Source organism: Bartonella bilalgolemi (assembly GCF_023500045.1).
GTDB classification, from domain to species: Bacteria; Pseudomonadota; Alphaproteobacteria; order Rhizobiales; family Rhizobiaceae; genus Bartonella; species Bartonella bilalgolemii.
This window is the reverse complement of sequence record NZ_JAMCOF010000008.1, coordinates 46,441-64,597: the sequence shown is the minus strand read 5'-3', so window position 1 is coordinate 64,597 and position 18,157 is coordinate 46,441. Positions and strand designations below refer to the sequence as shown.

The 18,157-nt window shown below is 42.0% G+C and carries 16 protein-coding genes and 1 tRNA gene; 16 read left to right on the top strand and 1 reads right to left on the bottom strand.

Annotation, left to right across the window (positions count from 1 at the left end):
* The first annotated feature begins 8 nt into the window (after positions 1–8).
* The 15 genes from M4Z11_RS05355 (at position 9) to M4Z11_RS05285 (ending at position 15,730) form a co-directional block, all read left to right on the top strand.
* Positions 9–902 carry a hypothetical protein gene (locus M4Z11_RS05355; RefSeq protein ID WP_249677286.1) on the top strand — a complete coding sequence of 298 codons (894 nt, stop codon included), beginning with the start codon at positions 9–11 and terminating at the stop codon, positions 900–902.
* A gap of 91 nt (positions 903–993) precedes the next feature.
* On the top strand, positions 994–2,109 hold the full coding sequence (gene bgtG, locus M4Z11_RS05350) for a BaGTA-type gene transfer agent major capsid protein (protein ID WP_249677283.1): 1,116 nt from the start codon (positions 994–996) through the stop codon (positions 2,107–2,109).
* A 30-nt stretch (positions 2,110–2,139) separates the two neighbouring features.
* A complete protein-coding gene (locus M4Z11_RS05345) occupies positions 2,140–2,571 on the top strand; it encodes a hypothetical protein (protein ID WP_249677281.1) in 432 nt (143 codons plus the stop codon).
* A gap of 54 nt (positions 2,572–2,625) precedes the next feature.
* Positions 2,626–3,324: a phage adaptor protein gene (locus M4Z11_RS05340; RefSeq protein ID WP_249677280.1), complete on the top strand. Its 699-nt coding sequence runs from the start codon at positions 2,626–2,628 to the stop codon at positions 3,322–3,324.
* The gene (gene bgtE, locus M4Z11_RS05335) at positions 3,324–4,781 is read left to right on the top strand and encodes a gene transfer agent protein BgtE (RefSeq protein WP_249677278.1); all 1,458 of its coding nucleotides are present in this window, start codon (positions 3,324–3,326) and stop codon (positions 4,779–4,781) included. Before M4Z11_RS05340 ends, bgtE begins: the two co-directional genes overlap by 1 nt.
* 41 nt (positions 4,782–4,822) lie before the next feature.
* Positions 4,823–5,206, top strand: coding sequence for a hypothetical protein (locus tag M4Z11_RS05330; protein WP_249677276.1), 384 nt, complete (start codon positions 4,823–4,825; stop codon positions 5,204–5,206).
* Between the two features lies 1 nt (position 5,207).
* Positions 5,208–6,239 carry a BaGTA-type gene transfer agent maturation protease BgtD gene (gene bgtD / locus M4Z11_RS05325; RefSeq protein WP_249677275.1) on the top strand — a complete coding sequence of 344 codons (1,032 nt, stop codon included), beginning with the start codon at positions 5,208–5,210 and terminating at the stop codon, positions 6,237–6,239.
* Positions 6,239–8,032, top strand: coding sequence for a hypothetical protein (locus M4Z11_RS05320; protein ID WP_249677274.1), 1,794 nt, complete (start codon positions 6,239–6,241; stop codon positions 8,030–8,032). The genes bgtD and M4Z11_RS05320 overlap by 1 nt, the downstream gene beginning before the upstream one ends.
* The gene (locus M4Z11_RS05315; RefSeq protein ID WP_249677272.1) at positions 8,025–10,391 is read left to right on the top strand and encodes a hypothetical protein; all 2,367 of its coding nucleotides are present in this window, start codon (positions 8,025–8,027) and stop codon (positions 10,389–10,391) included. The genes M4Z11_RS05320 and M4Z11_RS05315 overlap by 8 nt, the downstream gene beginning before the upstream one ends.
* Positions 10,388–11,212, top strand: coding sequence for a transglycosylase SLT domain-containing protein (locus M4Z11_RS05310; protein ID WP_283772518.1), 825 nt, complete (start codon positions 10,388–10,390; stop codon positions 11,210–11,212). Before M4Z11_RS05315 ends, M4Z11_RS05310 begins: the two co-directional genes overlap by 4 nt.
* The gene (bgtC, locus tag M4Z11_RS05305) at positions 11,205–12,185 is read left to right on the top strand and encodes a gene transfer agent tail collar protein BgtC (RefSeq protein ID WP_249677270.1); all 981 of its coding nucleotides are present in this window, start codon (positions 11,205–11,207) and stop codon (positions 12,183–12,185) included. The genes M4Z11_RS05310 and bgtC overlap by 8 nt, the downstream gene beginning before the upstream one ends.
* 9 nt (positions 12,186–12,194) lie before the next feature.
* The gene (locus M4Z11_RS05300) at positions 12,195–12,449 is read left to right on the top strand and encodes a hypothetical protein (protein ID WP_249677268.1); all 255 of its coding nucleotides are present in this window, start codon (positions 12,195–12,197) and stop codon (positions 12,447–12,449) included.
* Positions 12,450–12,468: 19 nt separating this feature from the next.
* Positions 12,469–14,826, top strand: coding sequence for a hypothetical protein (locus tag M4Z11_RS05295; protein ID WP_249677266.1), 2,358 nt, complete (start codon positions 12,469–12,471; stop codon positions 14,824–14,826).
* Between the two features lie 14 nt (positions 14,827–14,840).
* The gene (gene bgtA, locus M4Z11_RS05290) at positions 14,841–15,506 is read left to right on the top strand and encodes a gene transfer agent endolysin BgtA (RefSeq protein ID WP_249677264.1); all 666 of its coding nucleotides are present in this window, start codon (positions 14,841–14,843) and stop codon (positions 15,504–15,506) included.
* Positions 15,503–15,730, top strand: a complete 228-nt coding sequence (locus M4Z11_RS05285; protein WP_249677262.1) for a hypothetical protein — start codon at positions 15,503–15,505, stop codon at positions 15,728–15,730. Before bgtA ends, M4Z11_RS05285 begins: the two co-directional genes overlap by 4 nt.
* Positions 15,731–16,026: 296 nt before the next feature.
* Here the strand turns inward: M4Z11_RS05285 and M4Z11_RS05275 are convergent.
* Positions 16,027–16,102 (bottom strand) — tRNA-Phe (locus M4Z11_RS05275).
* Positions 16,103–16,834: 732 nt separating this feature from the next.
* Between M4Z11_RS05275 and M4Z11_RS05270 the strand changes: the two genes are divergently transcribed.
* A complete protein-coding gene (locus tag M4Z11_RS05270; protein WP_249677258.1) occupies positions 16,835–18,124 on the top strand; it encodes an adenylosuccinate synthase in 1,290 nt (429 codons plus the stop codon).
* Positions 18,125–18,157 lie beyond the last annotated feature (33 nt).

Here is an 18,157-nt window from a genome sequence, read left to right as displayed (position 1 = left end):
AACAAAAGATGGAAGAACAATTGACGCCAGAAGAACAAGCGATTTACGATGCACAAGCCAATGATTATTCTGTTGAGCTTGTTGAGCCTGAGCAAGTGATTGACACGATTGAATCGCATGAGAATTCTGAACAGGTGGTCGATGAACAGCCTCAGAAACCGTATGATTATGAAGCGATAGAGCAGGAGAGACAAGCCCGCCAAAAGGCAGAGCAAAGTGCTGAAGAAGCGCGTGAGCTTGCTGTTGAGATTGCGCAGCAATATGCTGCTATGCAGGAAGAAATTGCTCAACAGTATGATAAAAATGTTCCGACTTTAGAAGATGATCCTAAAGCGCATATCGCCTGGCTTAGCCATAAAGTGCAAGAACAACAGAAATTGCTCAATGAGTTTTCTTTTATGAAAGAGGAGCAGGAGCGTATAAATCAAGAGCACTATGAAAGGCAGCAATTAGGGGCTTATTTTGAAGAAGCCAAGGCCCAGGTTCAAGACAAATATCCAGATTTAGAGAATATCACGAATTATCTCTATGAGATTGCCGATAATTCATTAAAAGCGCAAACAGGTCTTTATCCGCAATGGAAAGATCCTGCACTGAGAGAACAGCAAATTGGTGCTGAATTGCGTCAAATCTGTCAGCATTGCCAAAAAGCAGGCGTCAACCCCATCGAGGTGCTTGTGCAAAAGGCAAAAGCTTTTGGCTATAGTGGCCCCCAGAACAAGAATGAAGTTGAAGCTCTCCAAGAGCGTAACACAGCAGCACGGACCTTAGCGGCACGTGGTGGGCAGGTTCCCTTAGGCGGTGTTGATATAAGAACACTCTCTTCCATGTCGGAAGCTGAGTTAGCTGCATGGGTTGAGAAGAATCAAGAAAAATTTGAACACATCATGGACAGGATGTGAAGAGATGCGCAGTGGTGCAGAAGAGATAACCAAGTGGTTGCTTGGTTATGCCGCAAGGCTCATTTAAAAACCAAGAAAGGCATTTTTTGAAATGGCAACAACAAACGTAAACATTAACAGTCCCTTAGCTGTTCAGATTTGGGCTAAGCTGCTTAACGCAGAAAGCTCAAAAGCAACACCAATAGCTCCTCTTATGGGAAAAGATAAAAATAATGTCATCCAAGTTTTGGAAGGCTTGAATAAAACAGCGGGTGATTCAGTCACGAGTGGACTGCGTGTTCAGCTTATGGGAGCTGGTGTTACCGAAGGGCAAACGCTGGAAGGAAATGAAGAGGCGCTTCAATTTATGAATGAAACAGTGCGGCTCAATGAGCTTTCTCATGCTGCACGTGTTAAATATGAAGGAACAATTGATCAACAACGTGTTCCGTTTAATTTGCGTGCAGAAGCAAAGACTGGACTTGTTGATTGGTATGCTGATCGACTGAGTATGATGTTCTTTATCCAGGCTGCTGGATATACAGCTCCGTGGATGAAGTTTGAAGGTCGCACAACGACGATAGAACCAGTGCATTATGGTTTTAATGCACCATTGGAGCCAAGTAAATTGCGCGTTATTCGTCCAGGGAAGAAAAAGGCTGATGAAGAACTCACAAAAGACGATGAGTTTACATTATCTCTTATCGATGATGCTGTGGAACGTGCGAAACTGGCTAATCCTAAAATTAGACCGGTGCGTGTCAATGGAGAAAGTGTCTATGTGGTGTATCTTCACCCAAAACAGGTGACTCAATTGCGCACGAATACAGATGCTGGCCAGTGGCTTGACATTACCAAAGCGGTTTACAATGGAAGCCGCACTAAAAACCCCATTTTTGATGGCTCACTGGGCATGTATAACGGTGTCATTTTACGGGAGTCTGAACATGTTCCTCATGGTGTTCATTCAAAAACGCAAGAGCCTGTTCTTTCTGTTCGTCGCGCTGTTTTGCTCGGGGCACAAAGTGTGATTATGGCTTATGGTCATAGTAAGGGTAAAACGCGTTATCATCTTGTAGAGAAATTATTTGACTATGAACGTGAATTTGGCGTTGCTGCCAAAACCATTATTGGGATGAAAAAGTCACGTTACACTTTGCCTCATTCTGAGCAAGGAGGTCAAGATTTTGGGACGATAGTTCTCCCGTCTTTTTCTGAAGAAATATAAAAATATTGAGCCCATAAAGAGGATTAAATTATGGAAAAGAAACACTCCCTCGCACGGTCATCTTTTGATGTTGGTGAGACAACGGATGATGGAATGCCGATCGCTTTACAAGGTCGGAATATCCATACACAACAAGTTAGTTTTTTTCGGACTCGGATTCAACATACGGATCGTGGACTTACAACGAAAGTTGGTATTTTGCCTCGAGATGCTTTCATTAAGAGCATCAGTGTTTATACGCTGACCGATTTTAATGGTGCAACGGCACAGTTTGGAAAACAACCAAATAACAGTGATTATGGCACAGCAACACTGGCGACCTCTGGAGTTGAAGAGCTTGATTTGCCTCTCACTGTGCGAAACGTTCCGTTAGAATTTGAGAACACGATTTACGTTACACGAGACAAGAAAAGCACCCAAGGGGAGGCTGAAATCATTGTTGAGTTTTACACTAATCGTTAAAAAAAGGGGGGCGTTTGTTCCTTCCGTCCCCCGAGATTTTTGAAAGCATTGATGATGGCAATAACGATACAGACAAGTGGTCCGATTGAAGAGAAAGGTGCCTTTGTTCCGCGTAATAAAAATTTCATTCAGATGTTAAAGGACATTCAAGATGAAATAGATGATCAAACCGATGAATATATAGATCAAGTACAGAAGGCGATCTTTTCAGCACTTCGGTTTTGTGAACGCTTACCGTTTTATTTTAATGAAAGCCGTGAAATTGTTTTTACGACTCTAAGGGGCAAAAATCGTTATGGAAGGGAGGTCAATCCCTTTATTGCAGAGGCTGTTCAGATTGTTGCTGTTTATCTCTATGATAAGCCTTCCCATAAGTTCAAGCTTTTGCGGACAGACCCGATCATTCTTGAAAGCTCTGAGAGTGAATGGGATCGTGGGATCCCGACACGTTATGCCTATTTTGAACAAAAGCTTGTCTTGTCTCCAATCCCGGATGCTTCTTATTCCATACGGCTTATTCTTAGTCCTATGAGAATAAAAGAGATTGAGACTATGCAAGAGGATTCAATCTGGTTTTTGGAAGCGTATGAGCTTATCAAAACGCGTGCAAAGTATGAACTCTATACGAATATACTCAAAGAACCACAAATGGCTGCAGCGGCTTTTGCGATGTTTCAGGAACAATTAGAAGCCCTGACCATCGAGACTTCACGACGTAAAAACTTATTTCAGATTCAACATACAGATTTTTAATGACTTTTATCCCTATTGCTGAATTTCGGCCAGACATTGCCTTTATTAATAGTGGCTATTCGAATGAGATCGTGAATGTTTTGCCTGCTCCTCAGTCTTATATTCCCTTTCCAATGGTTGCACCAGCATCGGATCCTTTTCCTGATGTTATCTTGGGTGTTTATGCTCTACGGTCCTTAAATGGTGTGCGGATTATCATAGGTTCACCCACAAAGCTGTATGAATATAACAATAGTACGCGTGGCTGGAAAGATATCAGCAAGCCGGGGACTGCATATCATGCGAATGAAAACGCGCCATGGTCTTTTGCTTCTTTTGGAGAGCATATCATTGCTGTTAATAGCAACGATGTTCCTCAAAAGCTTGCGCTGAAAATGGATGAAAAGTTTGATGATTTAGGCGGCAATCCCCCACGCGCGGGTCTTGTCCGTGTATGGGGCGATTTTGTTTGCTTGATGAAGCTGACCGATAAGCCCAACCGTGTTCAGTGGTCTGGATTGAATGATGCTGAATGGTGGACTGTTGGTGAAAAGAATTGCGACTATCAAGATTTTCCCGATGGGGAATATGTTCAAGGCTCAACGGAAGCGACCAATCCGCTTATTTTTATGCGCTCGGCTATCTATCATGCAACATTTGTTCCCGGCTCTAAAATTATCTTCAGCTTTGCCAAGATAAAAGATAAAATGGGTGCGAAAAGCAGTACGGCTATTGCAAGCCGTGGCAACAATACTTTTTTTATTTCTGATGATGGTTTTTACCAGATCAACAGTACAGGAGAAATGGTTCCTATTGGTTTTGGTAAAGTGGATAAAACCGTTTTTACGCTCTACAGTAATTTTGCTCTTGATGAGATGAAAGCGTGTATTGATCCTATCTATTCACGGGTTTATTTCTCTCTTCATGATGATATTACAGGAAGCAGTATCTATGTTTATGACTGGCTGCTCCAAATCTGGAGTGTCATTAAGGGGCAGGATCTTCTTTTATTTCCTCTCTTTGCAGCGGGGTATACATTAGAAGGTTTAGACGAAGTCTCAGAGCGCCTTATAGATTTACCCGCTTCCCTTGATAGTAAGATGTGGCAAAATGGCGCACCGGTGTTGGGAGCTTTTACTGAAGACAATAGATTTGGGCTTTTTGCGGGAGCCCCGATGGAAGCAGTGATTGCTTCACAAACGGTAGGAGACACAGGAAGACAGATCAATTTAATGACGGAAGCCTTTGTTCAAGCGGACACAATAAAAGGTCGTTTAAGTGTTGGCTCTGCATTTATCATTGATAAGAGAAATAAATTAAACTGGGCTAAAGAACGCTATGCGGCCTATAATAATGGAATGTACACTCTTCGGTCTCGGGCTCGTTATCACGCTTTGCGTCTTAGAATCCCAGAAGGGACCCAATGGACTCATATGACGGGTTTTGATGTGACGCTTAAACCCGCAGGCATAAGATGAACTTTAAGATTTATAATACGGAAAAATGGAGTGCGGACCAGATGTCCCCCTATTTGGATCCTGTCTTAAAATCCATTGCTAGCTTTAACAAGAAGTTTGCTGAGGATTACGCTCCAGAGACTATTTTAAATGATATTTTGAATGGCGATAAAGTTCTTTGGATTATCGTTGATGCGCATGAAAATTTTATGGCTCATGTCACAACAGAATTACAGAAACTCATCACAGGAACCCTGCGGGCCGTTATTGTCACGCTGAGCGGAAAAGGTGGAAAACACTTAAGCCAGGTTATTCCTCAGATTGAAGCTTATTATAAGGAAAAGGGAGCGAAAGAGCTTCTTATCATAGGCCGGCGTGGATGGAAAAAATCTCTTCAATCGCATGGCTACGTCGTTAATCTTTTAGAATATAGAAAGCAGCTTTAACATGGGGAAAAGTACCAAGCCTACTCAGACAACGACACAAACAAGTGCCCCCCCTCAATGGGCACAAGGGATTTTTGAGCAAGCCGCTCAGGATGCCATGAATTTCTATAATAAAGGCAGTGGAAAGGCTGTTTATGATGGTGAGCGTGTTGCAGGTCTCAGTGATCAAACAAAGAATGCGATCAATGGGCTTAACAATACTGCTCAAAACTATGAGAATAGTTATTTGAATGGATTGGCGACGGGACAAAATTCAACCAGTAAAAACTTAAGTGAGATGGCTTCTGGCCAACAAATAGGGAATAACCCTTACTTTAATGATGCGCTTCAAAACGCGTTAAACAAAGCGACAAATTCCATTAACAGTTCCTTGGCGGGTGCTGGTCGTTATGGTTCGGGTGCCCATACAGGGGTTCTTGCGAACGAATTAGGGGGCATGGCAACCCAAGCGTTATCGCAGCAATATAACCAAGATGTCAGTCATATGATGAATGCCAATGGTTTAATCGATCAAGCGAACCAAAATCAGTTGGCTGGGGCGAATAACTTTTTTCAAGGAAAAGGTCAGTCCAATATGAATGCTTTGACGGGAGGAAATTTGATTGATGCCAATAATCAACAAAAATTAGATGCAGAACGACAAAAATGGGAACAACAGAATAATCTTGATTGGGATCATTTAAGTAAGTTGCTTTCAGCTGGAGGCGCTGCTGCTGGAGGCTATGGAACACAAACATCGCTTACACAGCAAAAACCAAATCCTTGGAAAATTCTTGGAAATGCTGGAAGTATTCTTGGAGGGTGGGCTGGGCTGAGTGATGTGCGGGCAAAAGAAAACATTATCGTAGTGGGACAGAAAAATGGCCATAAGCTCTATGATTATAACTACAAGGGTTATCCCGAGCGCTATCGTGGTGTCATCGCGCAAGAGGTTCTCCAAACAAATCCTGAGGCCGTTTTTTTGAACACTGCTACAGGCTTTTTGCATGTTGACTATAACAAGCTTGGCTTTAGCATGGAAAGGGTTTTGTGATGGAGCAAAAAAAAGAATCTTTTTCTTTCTCAAAATTTTGGGATCCAAAAATTTTGCGTCCTTTGATGTATGAGGTTATTCCTCAATTGCCAGGGTATTTTCTCAAAAAGTCTACGCTTCCAGATTCATCGTCTGCGGTTATCACAGATTCTGAAAAATCTGATCATTCGCAAAAAGCCGATCTTAGTGCATTGATCCGAGGTGTTAATACGGTATTCGGGGAATCGAACACAAAAAATCCAACAGCATTGATTATGTCAACGGATGATTTAAAGCAGCAAACACCTCCCCTTCCTGATTATTCGAATTATAAGCTCCTAGAAGACGAGAGACAGAATTTTCCGAAACAGGGCATCTCATTAAGTCCTCAACCTGCATTTGTTTCGAGTATTGATAAAGCGGATGAGAACGAAGAACACGCACAATATAAAAATGTGATGGATTATATTTCTGAGATCAACAAAAAGCCTACACAAGAAGACTTACAGAATAAGGACACTCCACTCAATAATGAAGAATTTTCTCGTACTTTGACAGAGGAACGAGCCTTACAAGACAAGAATGTTTTTAATGGCCGGACAGCAAAGGATGAAGGTGAAAAGGGGAGTAACTTTTGGGATCGCTTTAAGAAATCGGAGTTTTCAGAGCATTTAATGGATTTTTTCTCTGGTCTTTCACAAGGACAAACACCAGAAGAAAGTTTTTCTAATGCAGGGATTGCTTTGCGACAGGGAAATCATGAACGCGCACAACGTCAGCAAACTTTAGAATTTTTACGCTCAAAGGGATATAGCGAGGAAGATGCCAAAGCCTTTTTGCAATATCCTGATTTTGCGCAGAAAATGATTGAAAATACCTTGAATTCTGAGGAAGGGTATAGAACGCTTACAGCAGAAGAAAAGGCAGAGTATGGACTTCCGGAGAATGTGCCTTTCCAGGTTTCAAGCTCGGGGAAAATCATTCCTGTTTCAAGTCCTGAGGGAGGATATAGAACGCTTACAGCAGAAGAAAAGGTAGAGTATGGACTTCCAGAAGATGTACCTTTCCAGGTTTCAAGCTCGGGAAAAATTATTCCGGTACAGGGGATGCAGGGTTCTAAATCTGCTGCTGAAGCTGGTTACACGCTTGTGAAGGATAAAAGTACACAGAGTGGTTTACGCGCCATACCCATTACAGGAAGTGCTGCAGAACGTACATTAATCAAAGAAAAGAACGAAGCATTATTACGCTATGCCGAGGGGATCGCCCGTGGAGAACGGCTTGTTAACACATCAAAAGATTTAATGAAGATCCTTGATGAAAATCCAAGGACCGTTGGGACGATTGGTCATCTTCTCTCAATGATGCCAGGGTCGGAGGGAGCTGATTTTGCGGCTATATTGAAGACTCTGAAAAGTAACATTGCCATTGATACATTGCAAAAAATGAAAGCTTTGGCTCCGAATGGAGCATCGGGCTTTGGAAACTTATCAAATGTTGAATTTGAAGCACTGCAGAATTCGATTGCAGCATTGGGTACGAATCTTACAGCAGAGCAAATGAAAAAATCTCTTCAAACAATTATTGATACTTACAGTAAAGCGAATAGAGCAACGAAGATGCTTCTTTTTGGTCAAGAAGCATTAACAGTTGAACTTGTTCAAGAAGCCTATGGGATCACGCCTGATCAGCAAAATGATGAGAAGAGTGAAGAATCCGATAATCAATTCAACAAATATTTCGAAGCATTACCGGAAGGGACGATGTTTGTTGATAGTGATGGCCACATTAAGGAGAAACAAATCAATGGCTGAGCTCCCCCCTCTTATTCATCGTAAAAATACAAAAGTCATTGGGCATATCAGTGACTATACCCCCGAACAACTTCAAGAGCTTTTTTCGAAGAATAAAGAAAGGCTTAATGGTTCTATTCCAGAGAATAAAGAGGCAACAGGAAAAGATGTGTTAAAGCCGACTGTTGCAGGTGCTTTTGGGTGGGGAGCGGTTCATGGAGCAACTGTTGGTTATGATGATGAAGTAGCAGGAGCGTTAGCAGCAGGTCCTGTAAAATATTGGGCGGGTGATAAGGAAGCAGCCAAAAAATATGATGAAGTGGCGAAGAGATGGCGTGACTATCAAAAAGCAGCCAATAGAGATCATCCTTATTTTTATTTTGCAGGGAATGTAGCGGGTGCTGTAGCGTCCATGTTCGGTCCAGGACTTATTGCGCGCATACCGGCAGGAGCAAGTGCAGCTGTTCGTTCTATCCCTGCTCTTTGGAGAGCTGTATCAGCTGCAAAGGCAGGACAACTCACTGGTAAAGCTTTGTTAAATGGGACAGGACAAGCAGCTGCAAAGACAGGACAAGCAGCCGCAAAGCTTGCAAGACGTATAGCAGCTCCGGAAGGACAACTCACTGGTAAAGCTTTATTAGATGGGGCAAAACGAGTTGCAAAGCATGCAGCAGAAAGAGCAGTGGGGAATCAAGGAGCAAAAATAACAAGCAGCGCTCTTGCAGCAGGAGAAAGAGCTGCTCAATCGGCCTTGGCGGAAGGTGCAGGACAAGCAGCCGCAAAAGCAGCAGCTCTTGCCGCAAGGAAAGCAGCAGCACGCAAAGAGGCTGCAAAATTTAGGTGGGGACGTGCAGCAAAAAAGGGAGCCATCTATGGTGCAATATCGGGCAGTGGTGAAGGTGAAGGTTTTTGGAATACTTTAGGCACAACAGCTGTTGGAGGAGTGCTAGGAGCAGCGGCGCCTTTTGCCATTGGTGGAATCTCAAAAGCTATACCTCCTTCTGTTAAAGAAATGCCTTCTGCTGCACTCCGTAGTTTAGGTGAGGTGGTTGGGGTGACAAAGCCCATGCCCCATGGAATAAGCCCTAAAGCACTAAAGGAAGTAAGTCATTCTTTAGGGGACGATGTTATGGGTACCCTTGAACAGACATTAAAACGGCGTGGTCCTGACTCAATGATCATTGATCTTCATGATGGTCTTGCTGCACGGGCTTTTGAGGCTGCCCAAAAAGATCATGATGCCTATTCCATTGTAAGAAACCGTTTAGGAGCCAGGCAAAATGAAACTTATCGACGGATTGACGACGGAATAACAAGGGTGCTTGGTCCAAAAGTCAATACAAATGATTTACAACAGGAGATTATTAACCGAGCGAAGGCAAAGGCTGATCCACTGTATGAGAAGGCAAAGGCAATGCCAATTGCTAAGACTGCTCAAGAGGAATTACGGATTTTGCAAAAAACTCCTGCATTTCAAGACGCCTCCGAAAAAGCACTGGTAAGAGTGCTTAATGATTTGGATTCAAAGGTTCTCGCAAGAAATGGACACCAACAGTCGGATATGCAACTTTTAATCAAGGCAAAAGAAGCACTGGATGATAAGATTAACTCTGCTCAGCTCAAAGGGGAAAATGGATATGCTCGAGATTTGATAAAGATTAAGCAACGTCTTCTTAGCATTTTAGATAGCGCATCTCCAGAGTATGCTCAAGCAAGGAAAATTTATTATGATAATCACAAAGTCAGTGATGCTTTAAGTCAAGGGAAAGAAGCGCTCAAGAAGAATATTGATTTGGATACGATTAAAAGTCAGCTTGCAGGCATGGGTGCATTGGAACAAGATGCCTTTAAAAAAGGTGTTCGCGAACAGATAGAGACCGCATCAAAAAATGCCAATAATCCAGAGAATAGTTTACTGAGTTTGTTTGGTACGCAAAACGGTCAAGAAAAACTACAGCATATTTATGGTGAGAATAAAGCAGATCAATTGATGAAAATGTTGAGACCAGAGATGGAGAGATCAAAGCTTTTTGCACAACTGCCAAAACATATAGGAGAAGTAGGAGAAAGAGTAGAACAAGGCGCTAAGAATACAGAGAATCTCAATCCATTGAAGGCAGTAATGAAGCTTTTAACAGGCCCATGGGCAAGCATAACGCGAAGGATCCACAAAGATACAGAGAGAGATATTGCAGCTCTTATAACAGCGCGTGAGAAGGGAAATATTGGATTATCAAGGCAGAAAGCGGTTACACTTCTTAAGAAGTTTCATGAAGCAGAAAAGAAACGCTTAATAAGGAAGGAAGATTATGCAAAATTTGTCAGTCTTATTGGTCTTCTTTTGAATGGTACTGCTGTTAGAAGGATTGCAAATGAATGATTCCTCCTCATGTTAAGCATGCCATTTCTCAGGCAGCGCAGAAGTATGGTTTACCGGAAAGCTTTCTTCAGCGGGTAGCCATGATAGAAAGTAACGGTAACCCCACTGCACAAAATAAGAACAGTAGTGCAGGAGGATTGTATCAATTTTTAGATTCAACAGCCGAGCAGTATCGCTTAAAGAATAAGTTTGATCCCTTTGAAGCAACGGATGCTATGGCGCGATTGACGAAGGATAATACGCGTTATTTGCAAACGGCTTTGGGGAGAGTTCCTTCCGAGGCAGAGCTTTATTTAGCCCATCAACAAGGTCCAGCAGGGGCCGCCAGGTTGATCAAAAATCCCATGCTTCCCGCAAGTCAGCTCTTAGGCCAGCAGGCGGTAACATTGAATGGTGGACAGATGAAAAACACGGCAAGTGATTTTATGAATCATGTTTATCAGCTTTATAACAAAACGGGTGCTGGTCCAAATATGATGACACACTCACAACAAGAAAGAGCTTCACAAGGAATTGAGAGGTTTCAAAAAGCGATTGAGGGTGATCAATCCCTGATGAAGAACACACCTTCTTTTAAAAACGGTTTAATGAAACTCGCTGACTTAATGAAACAGAGTGCAGAGCTATACAATAAGGAAGAGCAGCACGCACAGCAGCACCCAAGCATGACAGGAGGGGCACAGTTTGGCAGCCGTCCTCCTATAGATTTAACGCCGTTAATTGATCCCTCAAGGCGGCAGCCTGCTGCTTTCTCTGGCCAGCAAAGAGACAAACGCTTACGAGAAGAATTATTAAAGAGAGGAACGGCATCTTATGTCTGATATTTATGATTGGTCGCTTACAGCTGATGCCAATGCACACTCAGATGATCTGATTAATTGGGCAGAAGGTCAGCCACCAAGTTCTGTTAACGACAGTGCACGAGCGATGATGCAACGTGTGCGGGAATATCTTGCAGATAATGGGGGTTCTCTTTATTCGGTTTTTAATGTGAATGATCAGGAAAAGACAACATCCATTATGCTGACGACCGTTTCTCCAATAACGACGTATAAAAATGATCTTATTCTGCGTTTTAAGGCTTGTGATAGCAATATTGGTCCGACAACACTCACGGTTAATAACATAGGAGAAAAGCCTGTTTATAAAGCAACGGATGCTGGTGTTGTTTCCTTAGAAGGGGGTGAATTACAAGCGGGCGGTATTTATGAAATCGTTTATAGTGAGGATTCTTCAAAAAAAGATCTTGATGGCTGGTATTTAATCAATCCTACACCCAAAACACCTCCCCAGGTAAAAAGCTTTCCTGCTGGTTTTATTGCGACATTTGCTATGCAAGACCTCCCAAGTGGTTGGCTTCTCTGTAATGGTGCTGTTTATAAGCGTAAAGATTATCCAGACTTATTCAAAGCGATAGGAAATCAATGGGGGAAAGACGGTGACGAAACCTTTAAAGTTCCAGATTTTAGAGGAATGTTTTTGCGTGGCTTTGATGATGGTCGTGGCTTAGATAACAAAAGAACATTTGCTGAAATGCAGAAAGATAGCATCAAATCGCATACCCACACTTGCACTATTGAAAAATCAGGCGGACATAAACATGGCTTTGATTATTATTCCATTATGGAAGGAGGGCCTAATGTTGGTGCAAGAAATCCAGCTTATAGGACTACCTACAGAAGAAGTGCGACAGATTCTGCTGGTGAACATACGCATAAGGTCAGTCTTTCTTCGACAGGTGAGACAGAAACCCGTCCTGTGAATGCAACGGTTGTTTATGCCATAAAATCATGAAGTTTTTGAATGTTTAATAATCCATCTGCTATTGATGATATTACTGACGCGGAGCAAATCCGCGTTCTTTTTTATGCCAGTCATAGAGTGGTTCATGCACCATTAAATAAGATCATCGCTCTGATCAAAAACGATGTTCAGCATGATCTTTTAAGTGCTTTTATGGAGCAGCAAAAAGCAACAGACGAACGCCTGGAAACCCTGCAAAAAATGATCGATGAGTTACGTTTGCAGTGTTCCCCTTCCACACATCCTCAAAAATGAATTTAAGGAATTGAATGCCATGCCTCTTCCCTATCATACGCATACATTTACGCTTGATCCAGCAACCAAAGAAGAAGTTAAAGAAGGTCTTTCAGACACTAAGGCTCTTGCTCCTGTTTCAGTAGGCAGTGCAGCAGCTTATTCTGTAAACTATTTTGCAACCGCTGCTCAAGGCAAAAAGGCTGATGATGCTGTTGCCAAGAGAGATATTGGGGCCCTTGCTTACAAAGATAAAGCCACAGTTTATGATATTGAAGCCAGTGGTTATCCTGGTGAAGAGATGCTTTTATCCGGTGCTGGTTGGGTCACACCCTCCTCTTTAGAGATTGGTGATATGAAAGCCTCTCTTTATGACCCGGACAATCTAAGGCTCAGTGCGTTTTCGATGGAAAATATGAGCGAGGGTCCTACAAAAAAGATTTTGTCTGAGGAAGAAAGATTAAAGTTGCAGTGGCTTAGTTCTTTTGGTCCCACGATAGAAAAGTGGCATGCCGGCGATGAGGGGGTCAATTATCCTATTTCGCCTGTTGATCTGAAAAATACCATCCATTACTTTTCGTTATCGAAATCTCTTGGGATGTCGAAGTCGGTCTATGATCCCAAAAAAGTAGCCAAAGATGCTTTTAATATGGACAATATGCGAGAAGGAGAGAAGCATTTTATCTTAACGGCTGAAGAGCGCATACAGATAGCAGAGATTGAGGCGATTAAAGAAGGCATTCATGATGCTAAAGAGACAGCAGAATGTGGGGTTTATACAGCTCATGAAGCAAAAAAGGATGCGGAGAGCGCATTAAGTATAGCGAAGAATGCAGAAACTAAAGCTGTAGATGCACAAACTACGGCTCAAGGATGTGCGAGTATTGCAGGTGAAGCAAAGGAAACTGCTGAGAGCGCTTTCAATAGAGCGGAGAAAGCAGAAGTTCATGCTTCAGAAGCACAAGCTGTTGCTACTACTGCGCAAAGTACAGCCGAAAATGCGCAGTCTGCCATCAGTACTGTGAAAGAGGTGGCAGATACAGCGCAAAAGACAGCTATAGCTGCAAAGGAAGTAGCTCATGAAGCGAAAGAAGCCGCAGACAGTGTATTAAATATAGCGAAGACTGCAGAAGTTCATGTTTCAGAAGCACAAGCTATTGCTACTACTGCACAAAGTACAGCCGAAAATGCACAATCTTCTATCAGTACTGTGAAAGAGACAGCTGATAAAGCGAAAGTGACAGCGGATAAGGTGCAGGAAAAAGTTGATCTCATGCAAGCTTTTGAACAGCAAGACTGGATTAATGGCACCAAAACAGAGCATGCGCTTATATCACCGGTTCATCTCCTCGCTTCGATTCAAGCACATAGCAGCAATAGCAGCGGTGGTGGGAGTTGTAGTTGTAACGGGATGAGCAAACCTGTCGAAATCCTCATGACAGAAAGTGGAGAGATCCCTTGGCCGGAAGGAACAACTGATGAGACAGAGCTTGAAATATGGGCTTGGGGTGGCGGGAATGCTGGGAAAAGTGAACGTTTTAAGAGTGGCATTGGTGGTGCTGGTGGTTGTTGTACATACGTAAGAACAAGGAAAAAGTTTCTTGGCGAGAGTTCAGTGAAAATTGGAAGAGGAGGAAGAACTGATGGTGATCATGGTGGCAGAGAAACAAAAGTTGGTCAATTTATTATAGCTCTTGGTGGAGCCTCATTACAACCTCATCAAACAGCTGGATTTGACGGTGAAAATGCTGAACTTGGTGGTGGTGGTGATGGTTTTCTTGGCGGTAATGGCGGTAATGGCGGTAATGGCGTTTATGGCGGTAAAGGCTTTGGTGGTAATGGCGGTCGTGGTGGTGATAATTTTTTATCCGATGGTGGTCGTGGTGGTAATGGCGGTAATGGCTGTACTGGTGGTAAAGACAGCAAGGGTGGCGGCGGTGGCATTGGTGGTCGTGGTGGTCGTGGTGGTGACAGTATTTATGGCTGCGGCGGTAATGGCGGTTATGGCGGTGAAGGTGGTAAAGGGGGACATGATGACTCTGGTGACTGGAGTAGCCCTGGCGGTTCGGGTGGTAACGGCGGTAATGGCGGTAACAGCGTTTATGGCGGCGGTGGCGGTGGTGTTGCAGGTGGTCGTGGTAATGATGGTAAGGATGGCAGAGCAGCTAATGGCCATGGTGGTAATGGCGGTAACAGCGTTTATGGTGGCGGTGGTGGTGGTGGCGGTCATGGTGGTAAAGGGGGATATAGCATGTGGGGTGGTAAGGGTGGTAATGGCGGTAATCGCAATATAGGCTGGTGTGGCGGCGGCGGCGGTTATTTTCCCGGAAAAGATGTTACATCTTCTTCTCATGGCGATGGTGGTGATGGCGCGGTATTAATCAAGGTATATTTATAGAATGGAATTGAACGATGGCACGAAAAATCAGTAAAAATTGTCTCAATTATTTAAAGAAATGGGAAGGACTAAGGCTCCATGCTTATAGAGATGCTTCTGGCATTTGGACCATAGGATATGGTCATACGAAAAAAGCCGGTAAGCCAATCGTTTTTGAAGGCATGGTTATTACGGAAAGAAAAGCAGAAACGATTCTTTTGACCGATTTGCGTCAATATGAGCAAGCAGTTGAAAAAGCGGTTTATGTCGACTTAAGTGATGAGCAGTTTGGAGCTCTTGTTTCTTTTTGTTATAATATAGGGATAACGGCTTTTCAAAACTCTACATTGCTTAAGAAGCTTAATAAAGGCGATTATGAATCTGTGCCCATTGAATTGCAGAAATGGACTAAAGCGGGAGGCAAGCGTTTAAAAGGTCTTGTACACCGTCGTGCAGCAGAGGCAGGATTATGGGCTAAGAGTGCGTATGTTTCGTCTAATTATCAAACAGTAGAAGCGCAAGAACCAACAAAAATTTTAAAAGCAGAAGTTTTTGCTCCTATTATAGGTATTGTTTCAGGACTAGCGGAATTGTTAGAAGGGCGTGATTCTATGCAACATGTTTTAGCAACGATTATAGTTTTTGCGTTCTGTCTGTGGTTAGTATTTTTTATTAAGCGCTTACGAGAGCAACGTTTATGATCTTTTGCACCAAAAGATATTTTGTGGCGGTGATAGCGGTTTTAACCGCTTTTTTTGTAGCCTTAGTGAAGGCTTTTCGTTTGGGCAAAAAGACTGAACGGCAAAAACAAACAGAGACTATTGTCAAGAGAGCAATAACACGGCTGGAAATAGAAAATGAAGTTAATAAGAAAAGTGATGCCGATGTGCGTGCTGATCTCTCTGAGTGGGTGCGCGATAAATGAATACGCTTCTTGTATTGGTTGGTCTCCAATATATTTGGAGAGAAACGATATTACGGTTATCAGTCCAAATTTGGCAAAGCAAATCTTAAAGCACAACAAACAAGGTGTTCACGTCTGTGGGTGGAAAGGTGCACAAAAGATCGAAACACAAAGATAAAGAGACCAAAAAACGAGATTAATTTATCATAGATTTTAGAGAAGAATCTAAAATCCTATTCCCTCACCTTTATTTTACTATCCCTCACCTTAAAAAAAGATAAATAAAATCAATAAGTTATGTGTTGCTAAAAAGCACGTGGTGCCCAGACGCGGATTCGAACCACGGACACGCGGATTTTCAGTCCGCTGCTCTACCAACTGAGCTATCTGGGCGCATCTCAAAAAATTCATAGATTCCGTGAGGTTATAACATTAAAATTCTTTCTGTCTAGTCGCCAAAATAAAAATAATCTGTTTTTTATAAATTTATTCTCTAGTATCTATTCCAAAATATAGAGTTGCACTATAATTTATTTTTTCACATGAAAAAGCAATACTCAAGTATCTCAAATATAAAGTGATAATCAGTATAATAAATTCAGAATAATACACGATGTAGGTTAGAAGAAAGTTTATTATTAGTACAATGAGAAATTTTTCAAAATCTTTTAAAAAAATATTAGAATATTTTTCTTCTTAATGACTTATTTGCAAAAAATCATAATAATATTATCCAGTTTAAAACTAAAAAGCTAGATTTTAGGGCAGTTATATCACTTTTATTTACATTGTTTTGTTATTAGAAAGGTTATTGGTAGTGGTGGTGATGATTTGACCTTATCTTTAAGAAGAGTTATTCAAATATATATTAATCTTGTGCTATGTAACGACGATGGTTTCTGTTATTGCTGCTGTTAATATTGTAGTACAGGCTTTTTCAGCAGTTGTGGTGTGTTTGAATGAAGGGAGAGATATTTTTTGAATTGACATCTAGTCTATCTTGGTGATCAAAAATGTTGGTTCATAAAGTTGAAATGAAGAGTCACACTTGCTATAAAATTTTATTATAAAGAACCACTTGTTTTTGAACACTGGTGTTATTTTCCAAATACAACGGAGAAAGTTATGGCCAATGTAGTAGTTGTCGGCACTCAATGGGGAGATGAAGGCAAGGGTAAGATCGTAGATTGGTTGTCTGAGCGGGCAGATATTGTGGTAAGATATCAAGGTGGGCACAACGCTGGTCATACATTGGTTATTGACGGGATTAGTTATAAATTATCACTTTTACCATCTGGTGTAGTTCGTGGAAAGCTATCAATTATCGGTAATGGTGTAGTTGTTGATCCTCACCATTTTGTTGCAGAATTAAAAAAATTACGTATTCAGGGTATAAAGATTACACCGGAAATTTTGCGTGTTGCTGAAAATGCTCCTTTGATTCTTTCGGTGCATCGTGATCTTGATGCAGCTCGGGATAGTAATGTTTCTGGTTTGATAATTGGCACAACAAAACGTGGTATTGGTCCTGCTTATGAAGATAAAATAGGTCGTCGTTCCATACACGTAGTGGATTTGGCAGAGGCTGATACTTTAATGCCAAAGATTGAAAGGTTGATGGGGCATCACAACGCTTTGCGTCGTGGTATGGGGGTTGCAGAAATTGATCCACAAACACTTTATGATGAATTAATGCAAGTGGCAGATGAAATTTTACCTTTTATGGAGTGTACGTGGCGTCTTTTGGATGAAAGTTATCGTATAGGGCGGCGTATTCTATTTGAGGGCGCACAGGGTGCATTATTGGATAATGATTTTGGAACTTATCCTTATGTAACCTCTTCTAACACAGTTGCTGGACAGGCTTTTATTGGTTCTGGTTTGGGCCTTGGTTCAATTCATTATGTGTTGGGTATTGCGAAGGCTTATACAACACGTGTGGGAGAAGGGCCATTTCCAACAGAAGAAATGAATAAAATTGGTGAATTTCTTAGAGAGCGCGGAAATGAGTTTGGTGTTGTGACAGGTCGGAAACGTCGATGTGGTTGGTTTGATGCTGTTTTGGTGCGTCAGATGGTGACTATTGGTGGCGTCAATGGTATTGCACTGACAAAGCTTGATGTTTTTGATGGTTTAGATAAAATTAAAGTTTGTATTGGTTATGAACTTGATGGTAAAAGAATAAACTATTTGCCATCCTCTATGGGAGCACAAGCACGTATTCAACCGATTTATGAGACATTAGAAGGTTGGAAAGAAACAACAGCACGTGTATCAAATTGGGCAGAACTACCAGCGCAAGCTATCAAATATGTGCGCTATATTGAAAAATTAATTGGTATACCAGTTGTTTTATTATCAACTAGCCCTGAGCGAAAAGATACAATCCTCATTGCTGATCCTTTTGCAGATTAATTTTTATCTTATATCTTAAATTATAGCAAAAAT

Coding starts and splice junctions, on each gene's coding strand:
- M4Z11_RS05355 (WP_249677286.1), top strand. CDS start 9: ATGGAAGAACAATTGACGCCAGAAGAACAAGCGATTTACGATGCACAA.
- bgtG (WP_249677283.1), top strand. CDS start 994: ATGGCAACAACAAACGTAAACATTAACAGTCCCTTAGCTGTTCAGATT.
- M4Z11_RS05345 (WP_249677281.1), top strand. CDS start 2,140: ATGGAAAAGAAACACTCCCTCGCACGGTCATCTTTTGATGTTGGTGAG.
- M4Z11_RS05340 (WP_249677280.1), top strand. CDS start 2,626: ATGGCAATAACGATACAGACAAGTGGTCCGATTGAAGAGAAAGGTGCC.
- bgtE (WP_249677278.1), top strand. CDS start 3,324: ATGACTTTTATCCCTATTGCTGAATTTCGGCCAGACATTGCCTTTATT.
- M4Z11_RS05330 (WP_249677276.1), top strand. CDS start 4,823: ATGTCCCCCTATTTGGATCCTGTCTTAAAATCCATTGCTAGCTTTAAC.
- bgtD (WP_249677275.1), top strand. CDS start 5,208: ATGGGGAAAAGTACCAAGCCTACTCAGACAACGACACAAACAAGTGCC.
- M4Z11_RS05320 (WP_249677274.1), top strand. CDS start 6,239: ATGGAGCAAAAAAAAGAATCTTTTTCTTTCTCAAAATTTTGGGATCCA.
- M4Z11_RS05315 (WP_249677272.1), top strand. CDS start 8,025: ATGGCTGAGCTCCCCCCTCTTATTCATCGTAAAAATACAAAAGTCATT.
- M4Z11_RS05310 (WP_283772518.1), top strand. CDS start 10,388: ATGATTCCTCCTCATGTTAAGCATGCCATTTCTCAGGCAGCGCAGAAG.
- bgtC (WP_249677270.1), top strand. CDS start 11,205: ATGTCTGATATTTATGATTGGTCGCTTACAGCTGATGCCAATGCACAC.
- M4Z11_RS05300 (WP_249677268.1), top strand. CDS start 12,195: ATGTTTAATAATCCATCTGCTATTGATGATATTACTGACGCGGAGCAA.
- M4Z11_RS05295 (WP_249677266.1), top strand. CDS start 12,469: ATGCCTCTTCCCTATCATACGCATACATTTACGCTTGATCCAGCAACC.
- bgtA (WP_249677264.1), top strand. CDS start 14,841: ATGGCACGAAAAATCAGTAAAAATTGTCTCAATTATTTAAAGAAATGG.
- M4Z11_RS05285 (WP_249677262.1), top strand. CDS start 15,503: ATGATCTTTTGCACCAAAAGATATTTTGTGGCGGTGATAGCGGTTTTA.
- M4Z11_RS05270 (WP_249677258.1), top strand. CDS start 16,835: ATGGCCAATGTAGTAGTTGTCGGCACTCAATGGGGAGATGAAGGCAAG.